Genomic DNA, 24,189 nt, shown 5'->3' with positions numbered 1-24,189 from the left:
CGGGAGGAATCCGCATGCGTCGCAGGTGGGCCGTCGGTGCCGCGCTCGGGGTGCTCGTCCTCGGATTCGTCGCCTTCGGGGAGGTCGCGGCATGGGTGGCCAGCCGGCGGGCACTTGGTACCGCAGACGGCGGCGCACCCTCCGGTCGCGGACGCCGAAGCACCGGGCGCCAGGCCGTCGTCGTCCTCGGATACCGCAACCCGAGCGAGCGCATCAACGCCGTCAACCGCTTCCGGGTCCGAGCCGGCGTCCGCACCCTCGATCCGGCCGCCTCGTCGAGCGTGCTCGTCCTCTGCGGAGGCGCCGTCGCAGGTCTGGTGCCCGAGGCCGAACTCCTGCGGCGCTACGCCCGGGACGAACTCGGCTTCACCGGGCCCATCCGACTCGATTCCGCGAGCACGAGCACATGGGAGAACATCATCGCGGCGATCCCGCTCATCGAGGACGCGGAGACGATCGCGATCGTCTCGAACTCCCACCACGCGCAGAAGGCACGCCTCCACCTGTACCGCCTGCGGCCCGATCTCGCCGAGCGACTCGTCCGCGGAGCCGACTACCGCCTCGGCGAGATCCCGTGGATCAAACCCGTCGAAGCGGTGCTGGGCCTGCGCAGCCTCCGCAGGATGTGACGCCCACTCCGGAGGCTGAGACCCTCACTCCGAAGGCTGCGCGGGTCACTTCGGTGGGTTGAAGATGCTCGCGGGCCAGATCTTCGCCCGGATCCGAGCGCCCGGGGTCGCGTGCTCGGAGAGGTCCGTCTGCACCTCGTCGACGACCGCACGGGCCTCGGCGGGGGAGAGGTCGACCGGCTGCGTGCCGTAGCGCTTCGCTTCGAGGGCGTCGATGAACCCGGCGAGAGCCGTATCGGCACCGCGTCCGGCCGCGGGACCCGAGGGCACCGGGCGACGCAGGGCATCGAGTCCGAGCGCGGAGGCCGACCGCGGCGCTTCGCCGCTACCGGACGGCGAGTTCTCGGATCCGGTGGCCGCCGCAGCGGCAGGCACGCGCCCGTCGGTGTCACGGCCGTCTGCAGACGCCGCGCCCGCAGACGCCGCATCCGTCCCAGCGGGACGATCGGCACCGCCGGCACTCGACCGTGCCACCGGATCGGCGAGCGCGGGACCACCGGCGAGGACGAGCTCGTCGTGGCGCAGGGTACGGCTCGGGTCGAGGCTCTGACCGTAGTCGGTGGCCAGTGCCCGGATCTCCGTCCACACGGCCTCGACGTCGACGGGCGAACCGGTACGGCGGCTGCGCAGGATCGCCCTCCAGATCGCGGGGATCGCGAGGAGCAGGAGGATGGCCACGGCGATGACGAGGGCCCAGACGATCGTGGAGTAGTCCGCGGCCGCCGGCTGTGCCGCGGTGTCCGTGGCCGCCGTCGTCGGCTCCTCGGTCTCGGCCGGGGCGGACTCCGCGGCGGTCTCCGTGGGTTCCTCGGTCGGCGAAGCCGTCTCCTCGGTCTCCTCTTCGGAGTTCCCGGTGCTGCCGTCGGCGAGCGTCCACGCGGGCGGGGCTCCCGCCGGTCCGCCGGGGGTGGGTTCGAAGCGGACCCAGCCGACCCCGTCGAAGTAGAGTTCGGGCCAGGCGTGCGAGTCCTGCATCGAGACCTCGAAGCCGTCACCGGACTTGTCGCCGGCGCCGAAGCCCACGCCGATGCGGGCGGGAATTCCCATGGTCCTGGCCATGATCGTCATGGCGGAGGAGAACTGGACGCAGTAGCCCTTCTTCTCGGAAAGGAAGTCCGAGATCGCATCGCCGCTGGCCTCCTCGGGGGCGTCGAGGGAGTACTCGAACTCGCCGCTGCGGAAGTACGCCTGCAGCAGCACCGCGGCCTCCCACTGGTTGTTCGCCCCGGCCGTGACGTCTTCCGCGGTCTGCCGCACACTCGAGGGCAGGCTCGCCGGGACTTCGAGTTCGGTCTCGAAGTCGCTCGCGTTCACCGGGGCCGCGGACTGGAGGTCCTCGACGGCCGGGTCGATCGAGAGGTAGTCCATCGAGTACTTCTGCCCCGCGGACCTCTCCCCGTTGCCGACGATCGTCAGCGACTTCTCGTCGTAGATCCACCGGCGGTTGAGCCCCGTGGGCTGCTGCGGGGCGTAGGGGGTCGGCAGGTACTGCTGGTCGTAGTCGTCGCCGATCGTGACGTCGATGCGCTCCTCATTGAAGTTGCGGTTCCGCGGCAGACCCTGCGGCCACGGCAGGCCCTCGGCGGCGATCGCGAACTGGTCGAGACCGAACGGGGTCGGCGCCCAGGTCTGACCGTCGAACGAGTTGATCGACGTCAGCCTGATCGGTTCGGGATCCGCCGCACTCGTCGTGTAGCTGAACAGCGTCGCATCGGAGCGATCGCCCAAGTCCGAGCGCAGATCGAGGAACGGGTTCGTCACCGTGAGGTCGCCCTGGTTGTTCGACGCCCGATCCGGCAGGGTCGGCACGGTCGGCAGGATCGTCGGCAGGCCGATGCCGAGGACGACGGCGATCGCGCCGGCCACGAGCGCGGTCAGCCCGCCGCGCCACTTCGTCGCCGGGAAGTAGGGACTGAGCATGAGGAGGAGGAACGCGGCGAGGATGGCCGCGACATGCCACCACTGAACCTCGGCGGGGGCGAAGAAGACGGGGATCATCCACAGCACGAGGAGGAGGACGCCGCTGACCTTCGGTGCGCGGAGGTCGGAGACGAGGCCGTCGATGAGGATCGTGATGAGGGTGAACGCGATGGTCAGCATCGTCGTGAACCCGGGCGTGCTCGCCGCCGGCGGCGTCGAGGAGTAGAGGTCGCTCACCCCGGAGGAGAGGAGGTCCATGACGGCGACGAACGACGAGCCCGTGGGGATGACGCCGAAGAGCAGGGTCTGCGGTGCGCAGAGGACGAGGACGGCGATGACGCCGACGATGCACTGCGCGATGACGGCGGTGCCCGTCGACCGCAGGCCGCCGATGCTGCGGAAGATCGCACCGACTGCGACGATGAGGACGACGGCGATGAGCACCGAGGGCAGCCAGTCGAAGTCTGCGAACACCGCGGAGATGCCGATCGCGGTGAGCATCATCGCGAGGAGCACGGAGAGCGATTCGAGCCAGGTCGAGGCCCTCGTCTCGGTGGTCTGGGAGACATCGGCGGTCATCGGCTCACCCGTTTCGTCTCGAAGGTCGTCCACGATTCCGGCAGGTCCTCGCTGAGGCCGAGCATCGTCATGTCGTCGATCTCGGAGAGACTGCGCACCGTGATGGGGATCCGCCTCGAGAACTGGGCAGCCATCGCCTCGGCGCGGGAGTCGTCGGCGGCGCAGATGACGACGTGGTTGGGATTGTCGTGGGCGGGCAGCTTGGCCGTCCCGGGCTCGATGAGCGCGGTGAGCAGACGCAGGCGGTCGATGTCGCGCTGCCCGCGGAAGCGGATCTCGTGGCCGGGGGCGACGATGCAGACCTCGTAGTCGGTGCGCAGGAAGGCGATCCCGGCCGCGGCGGCCGCGGCGAGGAGGAACTCCGTCTCGAGGTCGTCGGGGGGCCCTTCCGGCCCGGCGAGGTCGACGACGATGAGCGCATGCAGCGTCTCCTCCTCGGCTTCGTGGCGGACCATGAGCTCACCCGACTTGGCCGTCGTCGGCCAGTGCACGTGGCGCAGATCGTCGCCGGGCACGTATTCGCGGGTGTGGAAGTCACGCGTCGTGTGACCCGACCGGACCTTGCCCTCGTCGAGGCGGGCGGGACGGTTCGCGGATTCGCGCGGAATCCGGCCGCCGAGGGTCGGCACCGCCACGGCGATGGGGAAGGCACCGAGGACCTTCTTCTTCGTCGTGACCAGCCCGAAGGGACCGGCGACTGTGATGAGCACGGATTCGATGCCGCTGACCCCGCGGCGACCCGGGGTGAAGGAGGTGAGCACGGTCTGCGCGCGCCCGCCGGGCAGCGGGGGCACCTCGCCGACCGTGGAGTCCCCGAAGCCTGCGGCGGCGACGAAGTCGATCGTCGAGGCGGGCACCGCGAGGTGGCCGGTGTTCTCAACGATCGCCTCGAGCTCGACCTCCTTGCCCTCCGGCGCCAGCGGGTAGCGGTCCGTTCCGGGGGTGAGCCTGACTTCGGGCAGGGGAGTGCGCAGGGTCACCGCGATCCGCCGCGTGCCCCACCCGATGAGCGCCGCCGAGAGCAGCACGAGGGCGATGAGGAGGAGACCGGCGGGAAGCAGGCCGGGCAGGGCGAACCGGTAGGCGCCGACGATGAGGGCGGCGCCGGCGAGGACGAAGATGATTCCCGACGTGCTCAGTCGCATGCCGTCACTGATTCGTCGAGACGGGCACCCGGGCGAGCACGCGGCCGATGAGTTCGGCTGCGAGCTCGGAGTCGTCACCGTCGCGGGGAATGATGCGGTGGGCGAGGATGAAGGGGGCGAGTGCCTGGATGTCGTCGGGGGTGACGAACGTCCGGCCCGAGAGTGCGGCACGGGCCTTCGCCGCCCGCAGCAGGTGGACGCCGCCGCGGGGCGAGCAGCCGAGCACGATCGCCTGATCGTTGCGGCTGGCCTGGAGGATCGCGACGATGTACTCCCGCAGCTCGCGGCTCGCGCCGACGTGGCGGACGATGTCGCGGGCCTGACCGATCTGCTCGAGGCTCGTGACCGCCTGCGCTGCGGCGAGCGGGTCGTGTTCGATCTGGTTGTCGAGCAGGTCGACCTCGTCACGGGCCGACGGGTAGCCGAGCGAGATCCGCGTCATGAACCGGTCGCGCTGGGCCTCGGGCAGGGCGTAGGTGCCCTCCATATCGATCGGGTTCTGGGTGGCGACGACGATGAACGGCGAGGGCATTGTGTGCGTCTCACCGTCGATCGTCGCCTGGCCCTCGGCCATGCACTCGAGCATCGCCGACTGCGTCTTAGGGGAGGCGCGGTTGATCTCGTCGGCGATGACGATGTTGGCGAAGACGGGACCACGGCGGAACTCGAAGTGGCGGGTCTCCTGGTTGAACAGGTTGACCCCGACGACGTCGGTGGGCAGCAGGTCGGGGGTGAACTGGATGCGGCGGACCGAGCCGTCGACGACCTTGCCCATCGCGCGAGCCAGCAGCGTCTTGCCGACGCCCGGCACGTCCTCGAGCAGAACGTGCCCGCCGGCGAGGAGGGCGATGAGGGAGAGGCCGACGGCTTCGTCCTTGCCTTCGAGCACGGAGTTCATGGCCGTGCGAGCGCGGGAGGTCAGCTGCTGCACCCATTCGATGTGCTCGGTGCCGATGACGGGATTGGTCTGAGTGGCTTCCTGGCTGGTCGACATGCCTCCATTCTTCCCTATCGCGCCCCCGGCATCCACACGGGAGCCTCTCAGGAACTCGGGTCCCACCTGGGCACGCGGGCCCTGCGACGAGGCGCACTCCACTCTCCTCCCCACCCGGCTCCATCGTCCTCCCCACTCTCCTCCCCACTTCGCTCCACCGGGACCCCCACTTCCCTCCCCACTTCCCACCACCTCGGCGAGGATCCGCGGAGATCCGGGGATCTCAGGGCAGGACCCCGGCGCCGAGGCGGGTCGATCCACCCGCCCGACGGGCCCGATGAACGCGCCGATGGGAATTATTCTCCACTTTCCTCCACGGGTCTGACCTGGAATTTTGTAGGTCAAGAGAAGGAAATAGGGGTGAGGTGCTGGATAGGGTGGAGGGAAGTGGAGTAGGGTGGTTGCTATCGGAGCCGATTGGTTTCGAAAGGGGTGAGACGACATGTTCTTGGGCACTCATATGCAGAAGCTCGACGACAAGGGTCGCCTCATCCTGCCCGCAAAGTTCCGCGACGAGCTCTCGCCAGGACTCGTTCTCACCCGTGGCCAGGAGAACTGCCTCACCCTGTTCCCCACCACGGAGTTCGAGGCCGAGCATGAGCGGATCCAGAACGCGCCGAAGACGAACAAGGAGGCACGCGACTACCAGCGCGTGTTCCTGTCGGCGGCATTTGCGGATCAGCCGGACAAACAGGGACGGATCACCGTTCCGCACATATTGCGGCAGTACGCCTCACTCGATCGGGAGGTCGCGGTCATCGGCATGGGAAACCGAGTCGAGATCTGGGACGCCCCGACATGGGAGGACTACCTTGTGGGAGCGCAGCAGGCCTTCGCCGAACGCGAGAACGAGGTGATCCCCGGAGTGATCTGATTCTGCTCGGGTTCGATCCTTGCCCGCCGTGTGCTGAGATTCGGGGCACTTCCCCGGTTCCGAAGCTCACCGTCCTGACACACTTCCCCGGTGCCAGGGCCGCGGCGGACAAGGTTCCGACTCCAGCAGGACCCCCGAGAACGACCGACACGCACGAAGGACCCACGGATGAACGCACCGCATGTGCCAGTGCTCCTCGAGCGCGTGGTCGAGCTGCTGGGCATCGGCGTCACCGCCGCCCGCGAGCAGGGTCTGACCCCCGTGATCGTCGACGGCACGCTCGGCATGGGCGGACACGCCGAGGCGGTGCTTCAGGCCTACCCGGACGTCCACCTCGTCGGCATCGACCGCGACCTCGAGGCCATCGACATCGCCGGGACGCGCCTGGCGCCCTTCTCCGACCGCACCGACATCGTCCACGCCGTCGACGACGAACTGCCCGCCGTGCTCTCCGACTTAGGCGTCACAGCGATCAGCGGCATCCTCCTCGACCTCGGCGTCTCCTCCCTCCAGCTCGACGAGGACGAACGCGGCTTCTCCTACTCCCGCCCGGCCCCGCTCGACATGCGGATGGACCAGAGCACGGGGATCACCGCCGCCGAGGTGCTCGCCACCTACCCGGAGGCCGAGCTGCGTCGCATCCTGCGCGAATACGGGGAGGAGAGGATGGCGGGGAAGATCGCGAAGATCATCGTCACCGACCGGACCACGACCCCGTGGGAGACCTCGGAGCAGCTCGCCGCGATGCTCGCCCGAGTGCTGCCGGAGGGGAAGAAGCGCTCGCATCCGGCGAAGCGGACGTTCCAGGCCCTGCGCATCGAGGTCAACGACGAACTCGGCGTCCTCCGCACGGCGCTGCCGTCTGCACTTGCTGCCCTCCACCTCGGAGGGGTGGCCGTCATCGAGTCCTACCAGTCGCTCGAGGACACGATCGTGAAGAAGATCTTCCGGGCGGGCACCACCAGCCAGGCCCCGCCCGACCTGCCCGTCGTGCCCGAGCACCTGCAGCCGTGGCTGACGGAGATCGTGCGCGGCGCCGAGGTCGCAGGCGATGAGGAAGCCGAGACCAACCCGCGAGCCAAGAGCGTGAGACTGCGCGCCGTGAAGAAGATCAGGGAGGACCAGCCGTGAGCCACGCCCACGCCACCGCATCACCCCAGCGCCGCAGGCAGGTGACGGCGACCCCGACGCCGCTGCGCCTGCTCAAGTTCGAACTGCCCAAGTCGAAGCTGCCCTTCACCCTGCTGTGCCTGAGCATCATCGTTGCCACTCTCGTCGCCGTCCTCCTGCTCAACATCTTCATCTCCAACACTTCGTTCGAGATCGAACAGCTGGGGGCGGAGAAGGAGAAGCTCGTCGAGGAGAAGGACCGCCTCGTCGAGGACAACTCCTACCGCGAATCCCCGCAGAACATCGCGCAGACCGCCGAGAAGCTCGGACTCGTCCGCGACTCCTCCCCGGAGTTCCTCGACGCGAAGACCGGGAAGGTCATCGACGCCCCGCCCATCGACGAGAGCGGTGAGAAGAAGCCGACAGTCGTGCCCGGCCCGCGCGCCGATACCCGCGATGACCTCCGACCCAATCTACGATCGGATGAGAAGCTTCCCGTCGTCGGCGGCAGCCCGGGCAAGGACATCGCTCCTCCCGCGCAGAAATCCCCCAACTGATCCTCGCCCGCCGCACTCACTGCGCCAGGCGGGACGCGCCCGAGACACACCCGAGCCGAAGAGGTACCAGGCATGGCCAAGCGCACACGCGAGGCGAAGACACCCAATCTGCGCCGCCGCATCGCGATCCTCGCCGTGATCTCCGTCATCGTCCTCGTCGTCACCGGTGTGCGCCTGTTCTCCATCCAGGGCATGGACTCGATGAAGCTCGCGGAGAAGGCGCTGGAGAACCGACTCGTCACCCGCACCCTGCCGGCCGACCGCGGACAGATCGTCGCCGCCGACGGCACGGTGCTCGCCGACAGCGTCTCGCGCTACCAGCTCGTCGTCGACCAGGAGAACGTCGCCAAGTACAAGAAGGACGGCAAGCTGCTCGGCGCCTGGGGTGCCGCCGAGGCGCTCGCCGGGCCGCTCAAGACCGATCCCGGGGTCCTCTACCCCAAACTCGTCGGCGACAAACGCTGGAATCCCGTGGCCAAGGGTCTGACCTCGGAGACGTGGCGGGAGGTCGACGACCTCGGCATCCTCGGCATCACCGCCGAGGAGTACGCGGTCCGCTCCTACCCGTCCGGTGCGGTGGCCGGCAACCTCGTCGGGTTCCTCAGCTCAGACGGCCAGGCCCAGGCCGGACTCGAACTCTCCTACAACGAGCAGCTCTCCGGCAAGGACGGCCAGCAGCAGTACGAACGCGGGGCCCGCGGGGAGATCATCCCGCTCGGGGACAACAACATCCGCGCGGCCAAGGACGGCGACGGCATCCGCACGACGATCGACACGAACATGCAGTACTACGCCCAGCAGGCGATCACCGAGCAGGTGAAGAAGAACAAAGCCGAGTCCGGGTCGGTCGTCGTCAAGGAGATCAAGACCGGCAACCTCGTCGCCGCCGCCGACGCACCGAGCGTCGATCCGAACAATCCGGGCAAGGTCGACGGCGCCGACCGCGGCTCCCGTATCTTCACCGACGTCTTCGAACCGGGATCGACGGCGAAGATGGTCACCGCCGCTGCCCTGCTCGACCAGGGACTCGTCACCCCCGACCAGCAGTTCACGGTCCCCGACAAGTGGAAGGCGCCCAACGACGAAGAGTTCCGCGACTCCTCGCCGCACCCCGACCAGAAGCTCACCTTCGCCGGCATCCTCGCCGAATCCTCGAACACCGGCACGATCCTCGCCGGGCAGGCCCTGACCGAGGCGCAGCGCTATGAGTACATGAAGAAGTTCGGCTTCGGGTCGAAGTCGCCCATCGGCTTCCCCGCCGAGACCGGCGGCATCCTCCACCCCTACCAGGACTGGGACGGCCGGACGAAGTACACCGTGATGTTCGGCCAGGGTGTGGCGGCCAACGCGATCCAGACCACCGACGTCGTCGCGACGATCGCCAACGGCGGCGTCTACGTTCCCTCCCGCCTCGTCGACGGGACGATCTCGCCCTCGGGCAAGACGATCCCGGTGCCGCCCGGCCAGACCACGCGCGTGGTCAGCGAGAAGGCCGCCGATCAGACGCTGGCCATGCTCGAAGGCGTCGTCGCCGAAGGCACCGGCAAGTCCGCTGCCGTCACCGGCTACCGGGTCGCGGGCAAGACCGGCACCGCCCAGGCTCCCGCGGCCGAAGGCGGCGGCTACGACGGCTACACCGCCTCGTTCGTCGGGGTCATCCCCGCCGAAGACCCCCAGTATGCGATCTCGGTGACGTTGCAGCGCCCGCGCAAGGGCTATTACGGTGGTACCGCCGCCGCGCCGGTGTTCTCCGATGTCGCCGGCTACGCGATGCGGCACTACAAGATCCCCCCGTCGCAGACGGAACCCGACCTTCCTGCTCGAGAATGGAAATGATGCGCATCTCCCAGCTGCTCCCGGCAGCCCCCGGCACGATCCATGGCGACCCGGACCGGGTCGTCACCGGCGTCTCCCACGATTCGCGCACCGTGACACCCGGCCAGCTCTACGCGGCCCTGCCCGGCGCCAACGTTCACGGGGCCCGCTTCGCCGCCGAGCTCATCACCCGCGGCGTCGACGCGATCCTCACCGACCCCGCAGGCTGGGCGATCATCGCAGCCGACGTCGATGCCGAGACCCTGGCGGGTGTGAGCGGCCTCGTCGTCGACGACCCGAGGGCCGTGCTCGGCTACGTCTCCGCGGCGATCTACGGCACCGACGTCCGACCCGAACTCCTCGGCGTGACGGGCACGAACGGCAAGACGACGACGACCTACCTGCTCGCCGGGATGCTCGAGGCCCTCGGGCGGCGCACCGGGGTCATCGGCACCGTCGCCACGCTCATCGCCGGCACGGCCGTGCCCAGCGTGCGCACCACCCCTGAGGCCCCCGAACTCCACGCCCTGTTCGCCCGGATGCGCGCCGCTGAGGTCGACACGTGCGCGATGGAGGTCTCCTCCCATGCGCTCAGCCAGCACCGCGTAGACGGAGCGCACTTCGCCGTCGCGGGCTTCACGAACCTCTCCCAGGACCACCTCGACTACCACCGTTCGATGGACGAGTACTTCGCGGCCAAGGCCGCCCTGTTCACGCGGGCCTTCTCCGACCTGGGCGTCATCGTCGTCGAGGACGAGTGGGGGGAGCGGATGGCCGCCGCCAGCCAGATCCCCGTCCGCACGCTCGGCCGCGACGACCGCGCCGAGATGCGCATCGCGCACGTGCCGGGCGAAGCCGACTTCAGCCTGGTGCTGCCCGACGGTGCCTCGGTGCCCCTGCGATCGCCGCTTCCCGGGGACTTCAACGTCACGAACACCGCCCTGGCTGCCGCGATGCTCCTCGAATCCGGCGTGTCCGCAGACGAACTCGCAGCGATCGGCCGGTCCTTCTCCGCCGCCGTTCCCGGCCGCATGGAGATCATCACGGCCGAGGCGCCGGTTGAGACCGAGGCCGGCGCCGAGGCGCTCGCGCAGCTGCCGCGGGCGATCGTCGACTACTCGCACACTCCCGACGCGGTCGCGAAGGCGCTGGATTCGCTCGCCGCCGACAGTGAGGAGCTCGTCATCGTCTTCGGCGCAGGCGGCGACCGCGACCCCGGCAAGCGCTTCGGAATGGGAGCCGCCGCGGCACGCGGCGCCGATGTGATCGTTCTCACCGACGACAATCCGCGCAGCGAGGATCCCGCCGCGATCCGCGCGGCCGTGCGCGCGGGCATCGACGCGGAGATCGCCGCCGGAGGCGCCCGTGTGAAGAAGGTCATCGAAATCGCCGATCGCGGTGCGGCCATCGACCAAGCCGTCGCCGCGGCGGCCCCGGAGACCACCGTCCTCATCTCGGGCAAAGGGCACGAGACCGGGCAGTCGATCGCCGGCGTCGTCACCGAATTCGACGACCGGTCGAGGACACGCAGAGCCCTGAGCGCGCGACTCGGCGGCTCGGAAACAGGTAAAGTTCACAGTTGATATGAAGCGACTGAGTGCAGCCGAGATCGCAACCGCCGTCAGCGGCGAGTTGTACGGCGTTGACCCCGAAACCCTGCTGAGTGCCGGAGTCGTCACCGACTCCCGCGAAATCGGACCCGGCGACATCTACGTCGCCCGCCGAGGTGAGAACGTCGACGGCATCGAATTCGCCGCCGCCGCCGTCGAGGCGGGAGCGGCCCTGATCATCGGCGAATCCGTCCCCACCGTCGACGACAGCCCCCTGCCGACCGTGCTCGTCACCGACGCCACCGAAGCGCTCGGGCAGCTGGCCAGCGCCAGTGTCGAGGCGCTGCGGTCAGGCGGGGAGCTCACGGTCATCGCGATCACCGGCTCCGTCGGCAAGACCACCGTCAAGGACCTCACCGCGGACCTGCTGGCCGGCGTCGGACCGACCGTGTGGCCGCCGAACTCGTACAACAACGAGGTGGGCGTGCCGCTGACCGCGCTGCGCGCCGATGAGGACACACGGTTCCTCGTCCTCGAGATGGGCGCCCGGTCGATCGGCAACCTCGCCTACCTCACTGGCCTCATTCGCCCCGACGTCGCCGTCGAACTCGCCGTGGGCACCGCCCACTCCGGCGTCTTCGGCTCGATCGACAACACCGCACGAGCGAAGGCCGAACTCGTCGAATCGCTCATCGCCGGGTCGACGGCCGTGCTCAACGCCGACGACTCCCGGGTCGCGGCGATGCGCGAAGTCCTGGCCGCAGACGTCGAGACCCTCTGGTTCTCCCAGCGCGAGTCGCTGCCCGAGTGGGTCGGAGACGACCGGGTCGTGCGCGCCACGGGAATCTCCACCGACGCCTCCGGACATCCCTCCTTCGTCCTCCACCTGCCGGGTGAGGAACCGCAGGACGTGCGCCTGGCGCTCGTCGGCGAACACCACGTCGGCAACGCCCTGGCCGCGGCCGCCGTGGCCTGCACGTGCGGGGTGGGGGTCAAGTCGATCGTCACGACGCTCGCGACCTCCTCGGCGGCGAGCCGGTGGCGGATGGAGCTCATCGACTCGCCTTCCGGCGTGACCGTGCTCAACGACGCCTACAACGCCAACCCCGAGTCGATGCGGGCCTCCCTCAAGGCGCTTGCGGCCATGGGCCGCGGCGATGCGGACAGCCGACCGCGGCGGACCTTCGCCGTCCTCGGCGAGATGCTCGAACTCGGAGATGAGAGCGTGTCCGCGCACTCGGACATCGGCGAACTCGTCGTCCGCCTCAACATCACCCGCACGATCGTCGTCGGCGAAGGTGCGAAGCCGATCTTCAACTCCGCGAACCTCGAGGGCTCGTGGGGCAACGAGGCGACGTGGGTGGCCACCGTCGCCGAGGCGAAGGATCTGCTCACCACGGAGCTCGCCGCTGGTGACATCGTCCTGTTCAAGTCCTCCCGCGATGCCGGTCTGCGGTATCTCGGGGACGAAATCGCCGGCGTCTCGGGGGCCCAATGATCGCGGTTCTGCTCGCAGCATGTGTCAGCCTCATCCTCGCGCTCGTCGGCACCCCGCTGTTCATCCGGGTCCTCGTCAAGCGCGGCTACGGTCAGTTCGTCCGCGATGACGGTCCGACCACGCATGCGACGAAGCGCGGCACCCCGACGATGGGCGGCGTCGTCATCATCGGCGCCGCGATCATCGCCTACCTCCTCGGGCATCTGCTCACCGGCTCGGTGCCCACCGCCTCGGGCCTCCTCGTCCTCTGGCTCGCCGCCGGTCTCGGCGTCGTCGGCTTCCTCGACGACTTCATCAAGATCAAGAAGCAGCGCTCGCTGGGTCTGCGCCCGGTCCCGAAGCTGCTCGGGCAGGCCTTCGTCGGCATCTCGTTCGCCGTCCTCGCCCTGCAGTTCCCGAACTCGTTCGAAGAGACCCCGGCGTCGACGAAGATCTCGTTCATCCGCGACACCAACCTCGACCTCGCCTTCGCCGGGGGAGTCCTCGGGCTCATCCTCTTCGTCATCTGGGCGAACCTCATCGTCACCGCCGTCTCCAACGCCGTCAACCTCACCGACGGCCTCGACGGGCTCGCCGCGGGCGCCTCGGTGGTCGTCTTCGCCGCCTACGTCGTCATCGGCACCTGGCAGTCGACGCAGAACTGCAACCTCATGTCCGAGGCGACGAACGCGTGCTACTACATGCGCGACCCCCGCGACCTCGCGATGGTCGCCGGGGCCATGGCCGCGGCGTGCTTCGGGTTCCTGTGGTGGAATACCTCCCCGGCGAAGATCTTCATGGGAGACACCGGCTCGCTCGCGATCGGCGGCGCCATCGCGGGGCTGGCGATCATGTCGCGCACCGAGCTGCTCCTCCTCGTCATCGGCGGACTCTTCGTCATCATCACGCTCTCCGTCATCATCCAGGTCGCCTCGTTCAAGACCACGGGCAAGCGGGTGTTCAGGATGGCCCCGCTGCAGCACCATTTCGAACTCAAAGGGTGGGCAGAGGTGACGATCGTCGTCCGTTTCTGGATCATCGCGGCCCTCTTCGTCATCGCCGGCATCTGCCTCTTCTACGCCGAATGGGTCTCCCGCGTTGGCCACTGACCCCGCCCTGAGCTATCCGCTCGCCGACTCCGTCCCGGCGGCCCTGACCGGACCGTCCTCATCCCTGGCAGGTCTGCGGATCCTCGTCACCGGCCTCGGCGTGACCGGCTTCCCCGCCGCCGTGCACCTCGCCGAACGCGGCGCCGAGGTCGTCGTCATCGACGGCGACGCGAACCGCGACCTCAGCGAGAGGATCCAGATCCTCGAGGTCTTCGACGTCGACATCCGACGCGGACCCGACGTCGTGGCCGCCCTGCCCGAAGGACGCTTCGACCTCGTCGTCACCTCACCCGGCTGGGCACCGGAGCAGCCCGTGCTCGCCGCTGCGATCTCAGCCGGCATCCCCGTCATCGGCGAGGTCGAACTCGCATGGCGGATCCGGGGGACGAACGACGCCAAGTGGCTCGCGATCACCGGCACCAACGGCAAGACCACGACGACGACGATGCTCGAATCGATGCTGCTCGCCGCCGGACTGCGGGCCAAAGCCTGCGGCAACATCGGCGCCCCGCTGCTCGAAGCCGTGCTCGAACCCGGACTCGAGGTCCTCGCGATCGAACTCTCGAGCTTCCAGCTGCACTGGGAGTTCTCGATGTCGGCGACCTCCGCGGTCGTCCTCAACATCGCCCCCGACCACCTCGACTGGCACGGCAGCGCCGACGCGTACGCCGCGGACAAAGCGAAGATCTACCACGACGTCACCACGGCCTGCGTCTACAACACAGCCGACGAGGCGACCCTGCGCATGGTCGAGGACGCCGAGGTCGTCGCCGGGGCCCGCGCGATCGGCTTCACCACCGAGATCCCTCGAGCCGGGGAGCTCGGCGTCGTCGACGACCTCCTCGTCGACCGGGCCTTCATCCCGCAGCGCTACACCGCCGCCGCCGAACTCGCGTCGCTGGCCGACGTCGCCCAGGCCGCCGGCACCCCCGGCGTGCGGCCCGCGAACCACCAGATCGCCAACGCCCTGGCGGCCGCGGCCCTGGCTCGCAGCATCGACGTGCCCGGGCAGGCGATCGCGCAGGGGCTGCGCGACCACGCGCCCGGGGCGCACCGGATGGTCACCGTCGCAGACTCCGGCGGTATCCGCTGGGTCGACGACTCGAAGGCGACGAACACGCACGCCGCCGACGCCTCGCTGAGCAGTCTGGACGACATCGTATGGATCGCCGGCGGACTGCCCAAGGGCGCCGACTTCACCGAGCTCTTCACCGATCACTGGCAGCGGCTCAAGGCGCTCGTCCTCATCGGCGCCGACGACACCGCGTTCCGCACGGCTGCTGCAGCGGCCGCGCCCGATCTGCGGATCGTCCGCATCGATCCGGCGCTGACCGAGGCGGACCCTGAGGATCCGCGCGACCGCGGAGCCGCAGTCATGGCCGCTGCCGTCGACGCCGCCGCCGATATCGCCGAACCCGGTGACACCGTGCTCCTGGCCCCGGCCGCGGCGAGCATGGACCAGTTCCTCGACTACACCACGAGAGGCGATCTCTTCGCCCGAGCCGTCAAGGATCGCTGACATGGGCCGGCAGAGCACCGCGAAACCGGGAGCACGCCGCCGACCGACGTCCTCTGCGGCCGCCGCGACGACGGCGGCGAAAGCCCCCGCGAAGAAGGCCGCGAAGGTGAAATCGCCCGCGAAGAAGACCTCCGCAGCGAAGACCAAGCCGCGGACGACGAAGGCCGCCTCGGCAAAGGCCGCCTCGGCGAAGGCGAGGTCCAGCGCACAGACGGCCGGCACGACCGCCTCGGCGGGATCGGCGACTTCGCAGACGAAGGCGAAGACGCGGAAGCGGTTCCCCGGCCGGGCCCTGCTGCGGGCGATCGGCACCGAGTACTCGCGCGTGTCCTCCCACCCGCTGGCGACGTACTACATCATCCTCCTCTCCGTCCTCCTGCTCACCGGACTCGGACTCGTCATGGTCCTCTCCGCGTCCTCGATCACCTCGTACGACGGGGGAGAGGGCTCGTCGTTCGCCTACTTCAACAAGCAGGCCGGATTCGTCGGGATCGGCCTCGTCCTCCTCGTCACAGCCTCCCTCGTGCCGCTTCCCGTCTGGAAGAAGCTCGCGTGGCCGGCCATAGGCCTGGGCCTGGTCATGCAGGCCGCGGTGTTCCTCCCCGGCCTCGGCAAATCGACGAAGGGCAACGCGAACTGGATCGAGATCGGCGCCTTCCAGCTCCAGCCCTCGGAGTTCCTCAAGGTGGCACTCGCCGTGTGGCTCGGGTGCGTGCTGGCGAACAAGTTCGGGAAGATGACGACATTCACCCACGCGATGATCCCCGTCGTCCCCGGCATCGCCGCGGCCATCGGCCTCGTCGTCGCCGGCAACGACCTGGGCACTGCGCTCGTGCTCATGGCGATGGCCCTGGCCTGCCTGTTCGTCGGTGCCTTCCCCGGCAAGTACTTCGCCCTGCTCGCCGCAGGTCTGGTCGCGGTCACCGCGTTCTTCGTCCTCAGCTCCGAGAACCGCCTCAACCGGCTCACCCTGGCCCTGACCGGTCACGCCGACCAGGCGGCCATCGACACGACCGGTCAGGCGTGGCAGTCCAACCACGGGCTCTTCTCCCTGGCCTCCGGCGGCTGGTTCGGCGTCGGCCTCGGTGCCAGCCGGGAGAAGTGGTCGTGGCTGCCCGAGGCGCACAACGACTTCATCTTCGCGATCATCGGCGAAGAGCTCGGCCTCCTCGGCACCATCGCCGTCATCCTCGTCTTCGCGATCCTCGCCTTCGGGCTGCTGCGCGTGATGCTGCGCTCACAGCACCTGTTCGTCAAGATCACGACCGCGGGCCTCTTCGCGTGGCTGATCGGCCAGGCCGCCATCAACATCGGCGTCGTCGCGGGCCTCCTGCCCGTCATCGGCCTGCCCCTGCCCTTCGTCTCCTACGGCGGCTCCTCGATCATCGCCTCCCTGCTCGCCGTGGGCATCATCCTCTCCTTCGCCCGCACCGAGGAGGGCGCCGCCGAGGCGATCCGTGCCCACAAGGACCGTGTGCGGTCCTCCCTCGGCGTACTCGCCAGAAAAGTGAGGAAATGACGTGAGAAGCATCCTGCTCGCCGGCGGCGGCACCACCGGCCACATCTCGCCGATGCTCGCGATCGGCCGTGAGCTGCGCGACCGCCTCCCCGATGTCGACGTCTTCGCGCTCGGCACCGAGGACGGCCTCGAGACGACGATCGTGCCCGCCGCGGACTTCGAGCTGCTCACGATCGAGAAGGTCCCGATGCCGCGTTCGCTCTCGGGCAGCCTACTGCGCTTCCCCCAGCGCTTCGCCGGCAACATCTCAGCCGTGCGCCGCATCATCGCGGACCGGGGCGTCACCGCCGTCGTCGGCGTCGGCGGCTACGTGTGCCCGCCCGCCTACCTCGCCGCGAAGCAGGCGAAGGTCCCCATCGTCATCCACGAGGCGAACGCGAAGCCGGGCATGGCCAACCGCCTCGGCGCGACCCTGACGAGACCCGGCCGGGTCGGGGTGACGTTCCCCGGGACCAAGCTGCGCAACTCCGCCCTCGTCGGGATGCCCATGCACTCCTCGATCACGGGACTCGATCGCAGCGACGAATCCGTGCGCGCAGCCGCCCGGGCGGCACTCGGCCTGGTCGAGGGCAAGCCCGTGCTCATCGTCACCGGCGGGTCGTCGGGAGCGCAGCGGATCAACGAGGCCTTCCTCGCAGCCGCCGCCGCGTGCCAGGCCGCCGGAGTCCAGGTCCTCCACATCACCGGCGCAGGCAAGGGCGAGGCGCTCCAGGCCGCGACCGCCGACCTGCCCGACTATCATGTCGTCGACTACGTCGACGGCATGGACCGGGCCTACGCGGCCGCCGACCTCCTCGTCGCCCGCTCCGGGGCCGCGACGGTCGCGGAGACGACGGTCGCCGGGGTGCCCGCGGTCTACGTCCCGCTGCCGATCGGCAACGGCGAGCAGCGGCTCAACGCCTCCGGCAGCCTCGAGGCCGGTGCCTCGCAGGTCATCGACAACGCGGCCTTCACCGAGGCGACCGTGACCGAGGTCGTCCTGCCCCTGCTGGCCGATCCTGCGGCCCTGAGTCGGATGAGCCGCGCCGCCGCCGACCTCGCCTACCCCACCGATGCCGCGGCCAGAATGGCCGAGATCACCGTTTCCGCCCTGAGAGGTTGACCATGAGCACAGCGCAGATCGTCCCCGTCGCCGAACTCGGAGCCGTCCACTTCATCGGCATCGGCGGTTCGGGCATGTCCGGCATCGCCCGGATCATGGCGATGAACGGGGTGAAGGTGTCGGGTTCCGATGCGAAGGAGTCCGCCGTCGTCGACATCCTCCGGGCCCTCGGCGCCCGGGTGAGCATCGGCCACTCCGCGGACCACCTCGGCGATGCCGACACCCTCGTCGTCTCCTCGGCGATCCGGGAGGACAATCCCGAACTCGTCGCGGCCCGGGCCAGGGGCCTGCGGATCCTCCACCGGTCGGGGGCACTCGCTTCGCTCATGGCGGATTCGACCGGGGTCGCCGTGGCCGGCACCCATGGGAAGACGACGACGACGTCGATGACGACCGTCGCCCTCCAGGCCTGCGGGCTCGACCCCTCCTTCGTCATCGGCGGGGTGCTCTCGACGACGGGCACGAACGCCCACCTGGGCACCGGGGACGTCTTCGTCGCCGAGGCGGACGAGTCCGACGGTTCGTTCCTCCTCTACGAACCGGCCATCGGCATCCTCACCAACGTCGAAGCCGACCATCTCGACCACTACGGCACCGCGGAGAACGTCCGGGCGGCCTTCATCGAGTTCTGCGACGGGATCGGATCGCGCGGGGGCACGGTCATCGCGTGCGCCGACGATCCCGGATCCCTCGACGTCGCCGAGCATGCCCGCGCCGCCGGCACGACAGTCATCCTCTACGGGACCGCCGAGGGCGCCGATGTGCGCATCCTCGACCTCGTCTCCGGGCTCGGTTCGGAGTTCTCGCTCGCCCTGCCCGGCAGGGAGACCCCGCTGCCGGTGACCCTGCGACAGCCGGGAGCCCACAACGCGCGCAACGCGACGGCCGCGATCGCAGTGGCGCTCAGCCTCGGCGCCGACGTCGAGAAGGCCGCGGCCGGACTCGCCGGCTACGGCGGGACCCGCCGCCGCTTCGAGGAGCGGGGCCTGGCCGGGGGAGTGCGCGTCATCGACGACTACGCCCACCACCCCACCGAGCTGCGCGCCGTGCTCTCCGCCGCCCGCGGAGTCGTCGCCGAGGACGGACGGGTGTGGGCGATCTTCCAGCCGCACCTCTACTCGCGGACCATGGAGTTCAAGGAGGAGTTCGGACAGGCCCTCGGACTCGCCGACGAGGTCGTCGTCCTCGACGTCTTCCCCGCCCGTGAGGATCCGGTGCCCGGGGTGACCGGCAACCTCATCGCCGAACGCGTCCCGCACTCCCATGTCACGTTCCTCGAATCGTTCGCCGACGCGGTGCCCTTCGTCGCCGAACGCGTGCGCCCCGGCGACCTCGTGCTCACCGTCGGCGCCGGCGACGTGACGATCCTCGGACCCGAACTCCTCGCCGTCCTGGAGAAGTGAGCCCCGTGCCGCTCTCACCCCCGCGGGTCGGCGACGAGTCCACGGCAGACCTCACCGAGGTCATCCGGGCCCGCCGCCGTGAGGTCTGGAAGCGCCGCCTCATCGCCGCGGGCCTTGTGCTCCTGCTCTTGGGCGTGGCCGCCGTGGCCTGGTTCTCCCCGCTGCTCGCCCTCGAGACGGTCACGGTGAAGGACTCCGACCTCGTGTCCGGGGCCGAGGTCTCCGACTTCGTCCTCGCCGAACACCAGGGCACCCCGCTGCCGCAGCTGCGTCCGGGGCGGATCGAGGCCGAGGTGGAGAAGCAGTTCCCCCGCGCCGAGGACGCCTCCGTCCACTACTCGGGCCCGCGTGGCATCCGGATCGACATCACCGACCGCACCCCCGTCATCGCGATCGCCGAAGCCGGCGGGTTCACCCTCTATGACGCCGAGGCGGTCGACCTCGGGACCGTCGAGAAGGCCCCGAAGGGACTGACCGTCCTCGAGACGGCCGCGCCGAACGAGGAGACGATCGCCGCAGTCGTGCGCTTCATGTCCGCGCTCAGCCCGCAGCTGCGCGGGCAGCTGAGCACCGTCGCGGCCACGGGCAGCGAGGGACTGTCCGGGACGATCGACACGGGCAAGGATAAGGCCTCGGTGATCTTCGGCGACAGCGCGAATGCGAGCCTGAAGATGCAGACGGCGATCCAGCTCGCCGCCGACGGACGGTCGGAGATCGACGTCTCCGTGCCCTCGGTGCCGGTCACCGACTGAGATGCCGACCGGGACCCCGACCGAGGCGCAGACCGGCGACCGACGCGCCGACCGGCGCGATTGGCCCCGACACACCGAGGCTGAGACTTTCCGATGTCCGACACTCCGGGGAGAATGGTTGCAGTGGCAGCGCCCGGGCAAATAGCCTCTGGGCTAAGACTTCGAACAATGCACGCTTGAGACAGCGTGGACGATGCACGTGAGACGAGGAACCGACTTGGCTGAATTCCCACAATCCGGAGCGGACATCAAGGTTGCCGGTACCGGCGGCGGCGGTGTCAACGCTGTGCAGAGGATGATCGACGTCGGCCTGCGGGGCGTGGAGTTCATCGCCATCAACACCGACGCGCAGGCGCTCGTCCTCTCCGACGCCGACGTCAAGCTCGAGATCGGCCGCGACCAGACGCGCGGTCTCGGCGCCGGAGCCGACCCGGAGATCGGCCGCAAGGCCGCCGAGTCGAGCGAGGACGCGATCCGCGACGCCCTCGAAGGCGCCGACATGGTCTTCGTCACCGCCGGCGAGGGCGGCGGCACGGGAACCGGCGCGGCTCCCGTCGTCGCCCGGGTCGCCCGGTCGCTCGGGGCACTGACGATCGGCGTCGTCACCCGCCCCTTCACCTTCGAGGGCCGCCGCCGTTCGGCCCAGGCCGAAGCCGGCATCGCCGCGCTGCGCGAAGAGGTCGACACCCTCATCGTCATCCCCAACGACCGCCTGCTCTCGATCTCCGACCGCAGCGTCTCCGTCGTCGAAGCGTTCAGCTCCGCCGACGAGGTCCTGCGCTCCGGCGTCCAGGGCATCACGGACCTCATCTCCGTGCCCGGGCTGATCAACCTCGACTTCGCCGACGTCAAGTCGGTCATGCAGGACGCGGGCACCGCGCTCATGGGCATCGGCGCCGCCACCGGCGACGACCGCGCCGTCCAGGCCGCCGAGTCCGCGATCGCCTCCCCGCTGCTCGAGGCGAGCATCGACGGCGCCCACGGTGTGCTCTTCTGCATCCAGGGCGGCGCCGATCTCGGCCTCTTCGAGGTCAACGAGGCCGCCCGCCTCGTCCAGGAGGCCGCACACCCCGAGGCGAACATCATCTTCGGCGCCGTCATCGACGACAACATCGGTGACGAATGCCGCGTGACGGTCATTGCCGCCGGCTTCGACAACACGGTGCCCAACCAGGAGTCCAACGTCGTCGAAGCGGTCCCCGCGGGAGTCGCCGCCGCATCCTCCTCCCCGGTCATCGAGGCCGAGTCGGAGAGCGTCGAGTCCTTCGAGCCCGACGCCCCGGAGACGGACACGCGCCGCGACGAGCCGCGTCGTGACGAGCCGCGCCGTGAGGAGCACCAGATCCCCACCTCGCTGCCGAACGAGCGGAGCACGTCGAGCCTCGACAACGACCTCGACATCCCGGACTTCCTCAAATAACATGCTGCACTCGAGGTTCGTCGTCCCCGGTCGATCGACCGCGCATGTCGCGTTCACCGACCGGCACGGCGGATACTCGAGCGGGGACTTCTCCTCCTTCAACCTGGCCCGCCACGTCGGCGACGACGAGGAGCTCGTCGCCGCGAACCGGTCGGCCCTGGCCCAGGTGCTCGGGCTGAGCGCCGAACGCCTCAGCTTCGTCTCCCAGGTCCACGGGACCGCCGTGCACACGCTCACCGGTCCCGCTGATGCGCGGTCCGGCGCCGAGGCGGACGCCCAGGTCACCGCGGAACCCGGAGTCGGACTCGTCATCATGGTCGCCGACTGCACTCCCGTCCTCCTCGCCGACACCGAGGCCGGTGTCATCGGCGCCGTCCACGCGGGGCGACCGGGCATGGCCGCAGGCGTCGTCCCGGCGACCCTGCAGGCGATGCGCGAGCTCGGGGCCGCCGAGATCCACGCCGTCATCGGACCGTCCGTGTGCCCGCGCTGCTACGAGGTCCCGGCCGAGCTGCGCGACGAGGTCGCAGGCCTCGAACCCGTCGCCGCCTCGGTGTCGGTGTCTGGCACTCCCGCCCTCGACGTCGCCGGTGCCGTCGCCGAACAGCTGCGCCGCGAAGGCGTCGTCATCGACCACTTCTCCCGCACCTGCACCCGCGAATCCGAGGACCTCTACTCATACCGGCGCAACCGGCGGACGGGGCGGTTCGCCGGGGTCATCTGGCTCCAGTGACCGCTGTGCGGTGGGTCAGTCAAGATTTCCGCACGACACACCGCACGGACACCCGGGACTGTCGGCCCGAGTGCGATAGTTTGGCCGCAGATGTCGAAGTGCCGCAGGCCTGAGGAGCAGTGAGAATGTCAGCAATCAAGAAAACTCTCGAGTACCTGGGATTCGTCGAAGAGGACGACGAGACGCCCGAGCGCCGCAACCGCGAGGTCGTCGAGACGTATGACGAGCCCGAACGCGTCAAGGAGCCCGCCCCGGTCGACGAGCGTCCGCCCGCCCAGGTGACGCCGATCCACCCGACACCGATTCGTCCCGTTGACACTCCGGCGCCAGGAACCTCCATGAATCGCATCAAGACCATCCACCCCCGCAGCTACAACGACGCCATGGTCATCGGCGCCGCCTTCCGCGAGGGCACCCCGGTGATCATGAACCTCTCGGAGATGGACGAGAACAACTCGAAGCGCCTCGTCGACTTCTCCGCGGGACTCATCTTCGGCCTCCACGGATCCATCGAGCGGGTGACGAACAAGGTGTTCCTCCTCACCCCGGAGAACATCGAGGTCAGCGGCGAGAACGAGTCCGACGCCGACTCGCAGGCGAGCTTCTTCAACCAGAGCTGAGCCGGTCTGAGCTGATGCTCAGGTCGGGTGTATAGTCTGGTGGTCCACCGGTCCGCAACGACGAAAGGCACGAGGATCCCACGTGGCCATCATCTTCTACATCCTCGGCACGGCACTGAGCCTCTACGTGTACGTTCTCCTCGCTCGGGTCGTCCTCGACCTCGTGCAGGTGTTCTCACGTGAGTGGAAGCCGCAGGGGTTCTTCCTCGTCCTCGCCGAGATCGTCTACACGCTCACCGACCCGCCGCTCAAGCTCCTGCGCAGGATCATCCCGCCGCTGCGACTCGGGCAGATCTCACTCGACCTCGGGTTCATCGTCCTCCTCATCGGCATCCAGATCCTCGCGTCGTTCCTCTTCGGACTCTCCCGCGCGGGCGTCTGAGCCGAGAGGCTCTCCGCCGAGGACAGGGAACCTGTGAGGAAAACTTTCCCCGGATCGGCGTGGCGCAGCATCACTGCACGACAAAGCGGCAGGTGTTACGCTAATGTGACGTTGAAGCCGTCCCGTGCGGACGGCAGTGAAATGAATGCAGATCGACCAAAGGTGACCTCATGGCGCTCACGCCTGAAGACGTAGTAAACAAGCGGTTCCAGCATGTGAAGTTCCGCGACGGGTACGACCAGGATGAGGTCGACGATTTCCTCGACGAGGTCGTCGTCGAGCTCCGCCGTCTCTACCAGGAGAACGACGAACTGCGTCAGAAGCTCTCGGCCGCCGAACAGCGCGTCAAGGAACTCGAAGCCGGTGGAGCCAAGGCCGCTCCGGCCGCTGACATCGACGCCACCCAGGCGATGCCTGCCGCTGTGCCCGCCCCGGACACCTCGAAGGACGCACCTGCGCCGAAGGCGGAGAAGGCCCCCGAGGCACCGTCGGCTCCCGTCGCCGAAGAGCCCAAGGCTCCCGTCGTCAAGGAAGCCGCCCCCGCTCCGAAGTCGAACGACTCCGCTCCTGCCGTCTCCGCCGCCGCCCCGGCCGCCGTGGCCGGTGCCGGAGCCGCTGCCGGTGAGAACGACTCGCACGGCCTCATCGCCCTGGCCCAGCGCGTCCACGACGAGCATGTCGCCGAAGGTGAGCGCAAGCGCGCCGAACTCATCAAGGGTGCCGAGAAGGAAGCCTCGGACATCGTCACCAAGGCCGAGGCCAAGCGCGATGAGACCCTCTCGAGCCTCGAGACCCAGAAGTCGCAGCTCGAGCGCTCGATCGACCAGCTCTCGAACTTCGAACGCCAGTACCGCACGCGTCTGAAGAGCTACCTCAACGATCAGCTGCGTGACCTCGAGAACTCGACGAGCCTCGCTCCCGAGACCCTCGACGGCAACTCCTTCGGATCCTCGAGCAGCAAGCTCTGATCACCGATCACC

General features: G+C 69.1%; 21 protein-coding genes. 18 read left to right on the top strand and 3 right to left on the bottom strand.

Annotated features, from left to right (window positions below; all coding sequences use genetic code 11):
* Positions 1-14: 14 nt before the first annotated feature.
* A complete protein-coding gene (locus AAHA49_RS07610; RefSeq protein ID WP_342037857.1) occupies positions 15-629 on the top strand; it encodes a YdcF family protein in 615 nt (204 codons plus the stop codon).
* A 45-nt stretch (positions 630-674) separates the two neighbouring features.
* Here AAHA49_RS07610 and AAHA49_RS07605 read toward each other — a convergent pair whose 3' ends face one another.
* Genes AAHA49_RS07605 through AAHA49_RS07595 form a run of 3 tightly spaced genes read right to left on the bottom strand, consistent with a single transcriptional unit; the run spans position 675 to position 5,267 of the window.
* A complete protein-coding gene (locus AAHA49_RS07605; protein ID WP_342037856.1) occupies positions 675-3,161 on the bottom strand; it encodes a transglutaminase TgpA family protein in 2,487 nt (828 codons plus the stop codon).
* Complete coding sequence (locus tag AAHA49_RS07600; RefSeq protein WP_342037855.1) at positions 3,125-4,273, bottom strand: DUF58 domain-containing protein; 1,149 nt, start codon at positions 4,271-4,273, stop codon at positions 3,125-3,127. The genes AAHA49_RS07605 and AAHA49_RS07600 overlap by 37 nt, the downstream gene beginning before the upstream one ends.
* A gap of 4 nt (positions 4,274-4,277) precedes the next feature.
* Positions 4,278-5,267 (bottom strand): AAA family ATPase, encoded by a 990-nt coding sequence (locus AAHA49_RS07595; protein WP_342037854.1) that lies wholly within the window; start codon positions 5,265-5,267, stop codon positions 4,278-4,280.
* Between the two features lie 442 nt (positions 5,268-5,709).
* On the opposite strand from AAHA49_RS07595, the gene mraZ reads away from it, so the two are divergent.
* The 17 genes from mraZ (at position 5,710) to AAHA49_RS07510 (ending at position 24,177) form a co-directional block, all read left to right on the top strand.
* Positions 5,710-6,141 (top strand): division/cell wall cluster transcriptional repressor MraZ, encoded by a 432-nt coding sequence (mraZ, locus tag AAHA49_RS07590; RefSeq protein WP_339392885.1) that lies wholly within the window; start codon positions 5,710-5,712, stop codon positions 6,139-6,141.
* 168 nt (positions 6,142-6,309) lie between these two features.
* Positions 6,310-7,272 carry a 16S rRNA (cytosine(1402)-N(4))-methyltransferase RsmH gene (rsmH, locus tag AAHA49_RS07585; protein ID WP_342037853.1) on the top strand — a complete coding sequence of 321 codons (963 nt, stop codon included), beginning with the start codon at positions 6,310-6,312 and terminating at the stop codon, positions 7,270-7,272.
* Positions 7,269-7,808 carry a cell division protein FtsL gene (gene ftsL, locus AAHA49_RS07580; RefSeq protein ID WP_342037852.1) on the top strand — a complete coding sequence of 180 codons (540 nt, stop codon included), beginning with the start codon at positions 7,269-7,271 and terminating at the stop codon, positions 7,806-7,808. Before rsmH ends, ftsL begins: the two co-directional genes overlap by 4 nt.
* A 72-nt stretch (positions 7,809-7,880) precedes the next feature.
* Positions 7,881-9,644 carry a peptidoglycan D,D-transpeptidase FtsI family protein gene (locus AAHA49_RS07575; RefSeq protein ID WP_342037851.1) on the top strand — a complete coding sequence of 588 codons (1,764 nt, stop codon included), beginning with the start codon at positions 7,881-7,883 and terminating at the stop codon, positions 9,642-9,644.
* Entirely contained in the window at positions 9,641-11,206 is a 1,566-nt protein-coding gene (locus AAHA49_RS07570; RefSeq protein ID WP_425286507.1) for a UDP-N-acetylmuramoyl-L-alanyl-D-glutamate--2,6-diaminopimelate ligase, read from the top strand. The genes AAHA49_RS07575 and AAHA49_RS07570 overlap by 4 nt, the downstream gene beginning before the upstream one ends.
* A gap of 1 nt (position 11,207) precedes the next feature.
* Complete coding sequence (locus AAHA49_RS07565) at positions 11,208-12,671, top strand: UDP-N-acetylmuramoyl-tripeptide--D-alanyl-D-alanine ligase (protein ID WP_342037849.1); 1,464 nt, start codon at positions 11,208-11,210, stop codon at positions 12,669-12,671.
* The gene (gene mraY / locus AAHA49_RS07560; RefSeq protein WP_339392879.1) at positions 12,668-13,759 is read left to right on the top strand and encodes a phospho-N-acetylmuramoyl-pentapeptide-transferase; all 1,092 of its coding nucleotides are present in this window, start codon (positions 12,668-12,670) and stop codon (positions 13,757-13,759) included. The genes AAHA49_RS07565 and mraY overlap by 4 nt, the downstream gene beginning before the upstream one ends.
* Complete coding sequence (murD, locus tag AAHA49_RS07555) at positions 13,749-15,278, top strand: UDP-N-acetylmuramoyl-L-alanine--D-glutamate ligase (RefSeq protein ID WP_342037848.1); 1,530 nt, start codon at positions 13,749-13,751, stop codon at positions 15,276-15,278. Before mraY ends, murD begins: the two co-directional genes overlap by 11 nt.
* A 1-nt stretch (position 15,279) precedes the next feature.
* Positions 15,280-16,797, top strand: a complete 1,518-nt coding sequence (gene ftsW / locus AAHA49_RS07550) for a putative lipid II flippase FtsW (protein ID WP_342037847.1) — start codon at positions 15,280-15,282, stop codon at positions 16,795-16,797.
* 1 nt (position 16,798) lies between these two features.
* Entirely contained in the window at positions 16,799-17,899 is a 1,101-nt protein-coding gene (locus AAHA49_RS07545) for a UDP-N-acetylglucosamine--N-acetylmuramyl-(pentapeptide) pyrophosphoryl-undecaprenol N-acetylglucosamine transferase (protein WP_342037846.1), read from the top strand.
* Between the two features lie 2 nt (positions 17,900-17,901).
* On the top strand, positions 17,902-19,302 hold the full coding sequence (murC, locus tag AAHA49_RS07540) for a UDP-N-acetylmuramate--L-alanine ligase (RefSeq protein ID WP_342037845.1): 1,401 nt from the start codon (positions 17,902-17,904) through the stop codon (positions 19,300-19,302).
* Positions 19,303-19,307: 5 nt separating this feature from the next.
* Positions 19,308-20,054 (top strand): cell division protein FtsQ/DivIB, encoded by a 747-nt coding sequence (locus AAHA49_RS07535; RefSeq protein WP_342037844.1) that lies wholly within the window; start codon positions 19,308-19,310, stop codon positions 20,052-20,054.
* Positions 20,055-20,271: 217 nt separating this feature from the next.
* Positions 20,272-21,474 carry a cell division protein FtsZ gene (gene ftsZ, locus AAHA49_RS07530; RefSeq protein WP_342037843.1) on the top strand — a complete coding sequence of 401 codons (1,203 nt, stop codon included), beginning with the start codon at positions 20,272-20,274 and terminating at the stop codon, positions 21,472-21,474.
* Between the two features lies 1 nt (position 21,475).
* Positions 21,476-22,207, top strand: a complete 732-nt coding sequence (pgeF, locus tag AAHA49_RS07525) for a peptidoglycan editing factor PgeF (protein ID WP_342037842.1) — start codon at positions 21,476-21,478, stop codon at positions 22,205-22,207.
* Between the two features lie 125 nt (positions 22,208-22,332).
* The gene (locus AAHA49_RS07520; protein ID WP_342037841.1) at positions 22,333-22,827 is read left to right on the top strand and encodes a cell division protein SepF; all 495 of its coding nucleotides are present in this window, start codon (positions 22,333-22,335) and stop codon (positions 22,825-22,827) included.
* Between the two features lie 82 nt (positions 22,828-22,909).
* On the top strand, positions 22,910-23,209 hold the full coding sequence (locus AAHA49_RS07515; protein ID WP_339392870.1) for a YggT family protein: 300 nt from the start codon (positions 22,910-22,912) through the stop codon (positions 23,207-23,209).
* Between the two features lie 170 nt (positions 23,210-23,379).
* Positions 23,380-24,177: a DivIVA domain-containing protein gene (locus tag AAHA49_RS07510; protein ID WP_342037840.1), complete on the top strand. Its 798-nt coding sequence runs from the start codon at positions 23,380-23,382 to the stop codon at positions 24,175-24,177.
* The last annotated feature ends 12 nt before the right edge of the window (positions 24,178-24,189 follow it).

Origin of the sequence: Brevibacterium ammoniilyticum, assembly GCF_038429965.1 — a bacterium.
In the GTDB taxonomy this organism is placed as follows: Bacteria; Actinomycetota; Actinomycetes; order Actinomycetales; family Brevibacteriaceae; genus Brevibacterium; species Brevibacterium ammoniilyticum.
Note: the sequence above shows the minus strand (reverse complement) of the source record. Positions and strands in the feature narration are given on the sequence as shown.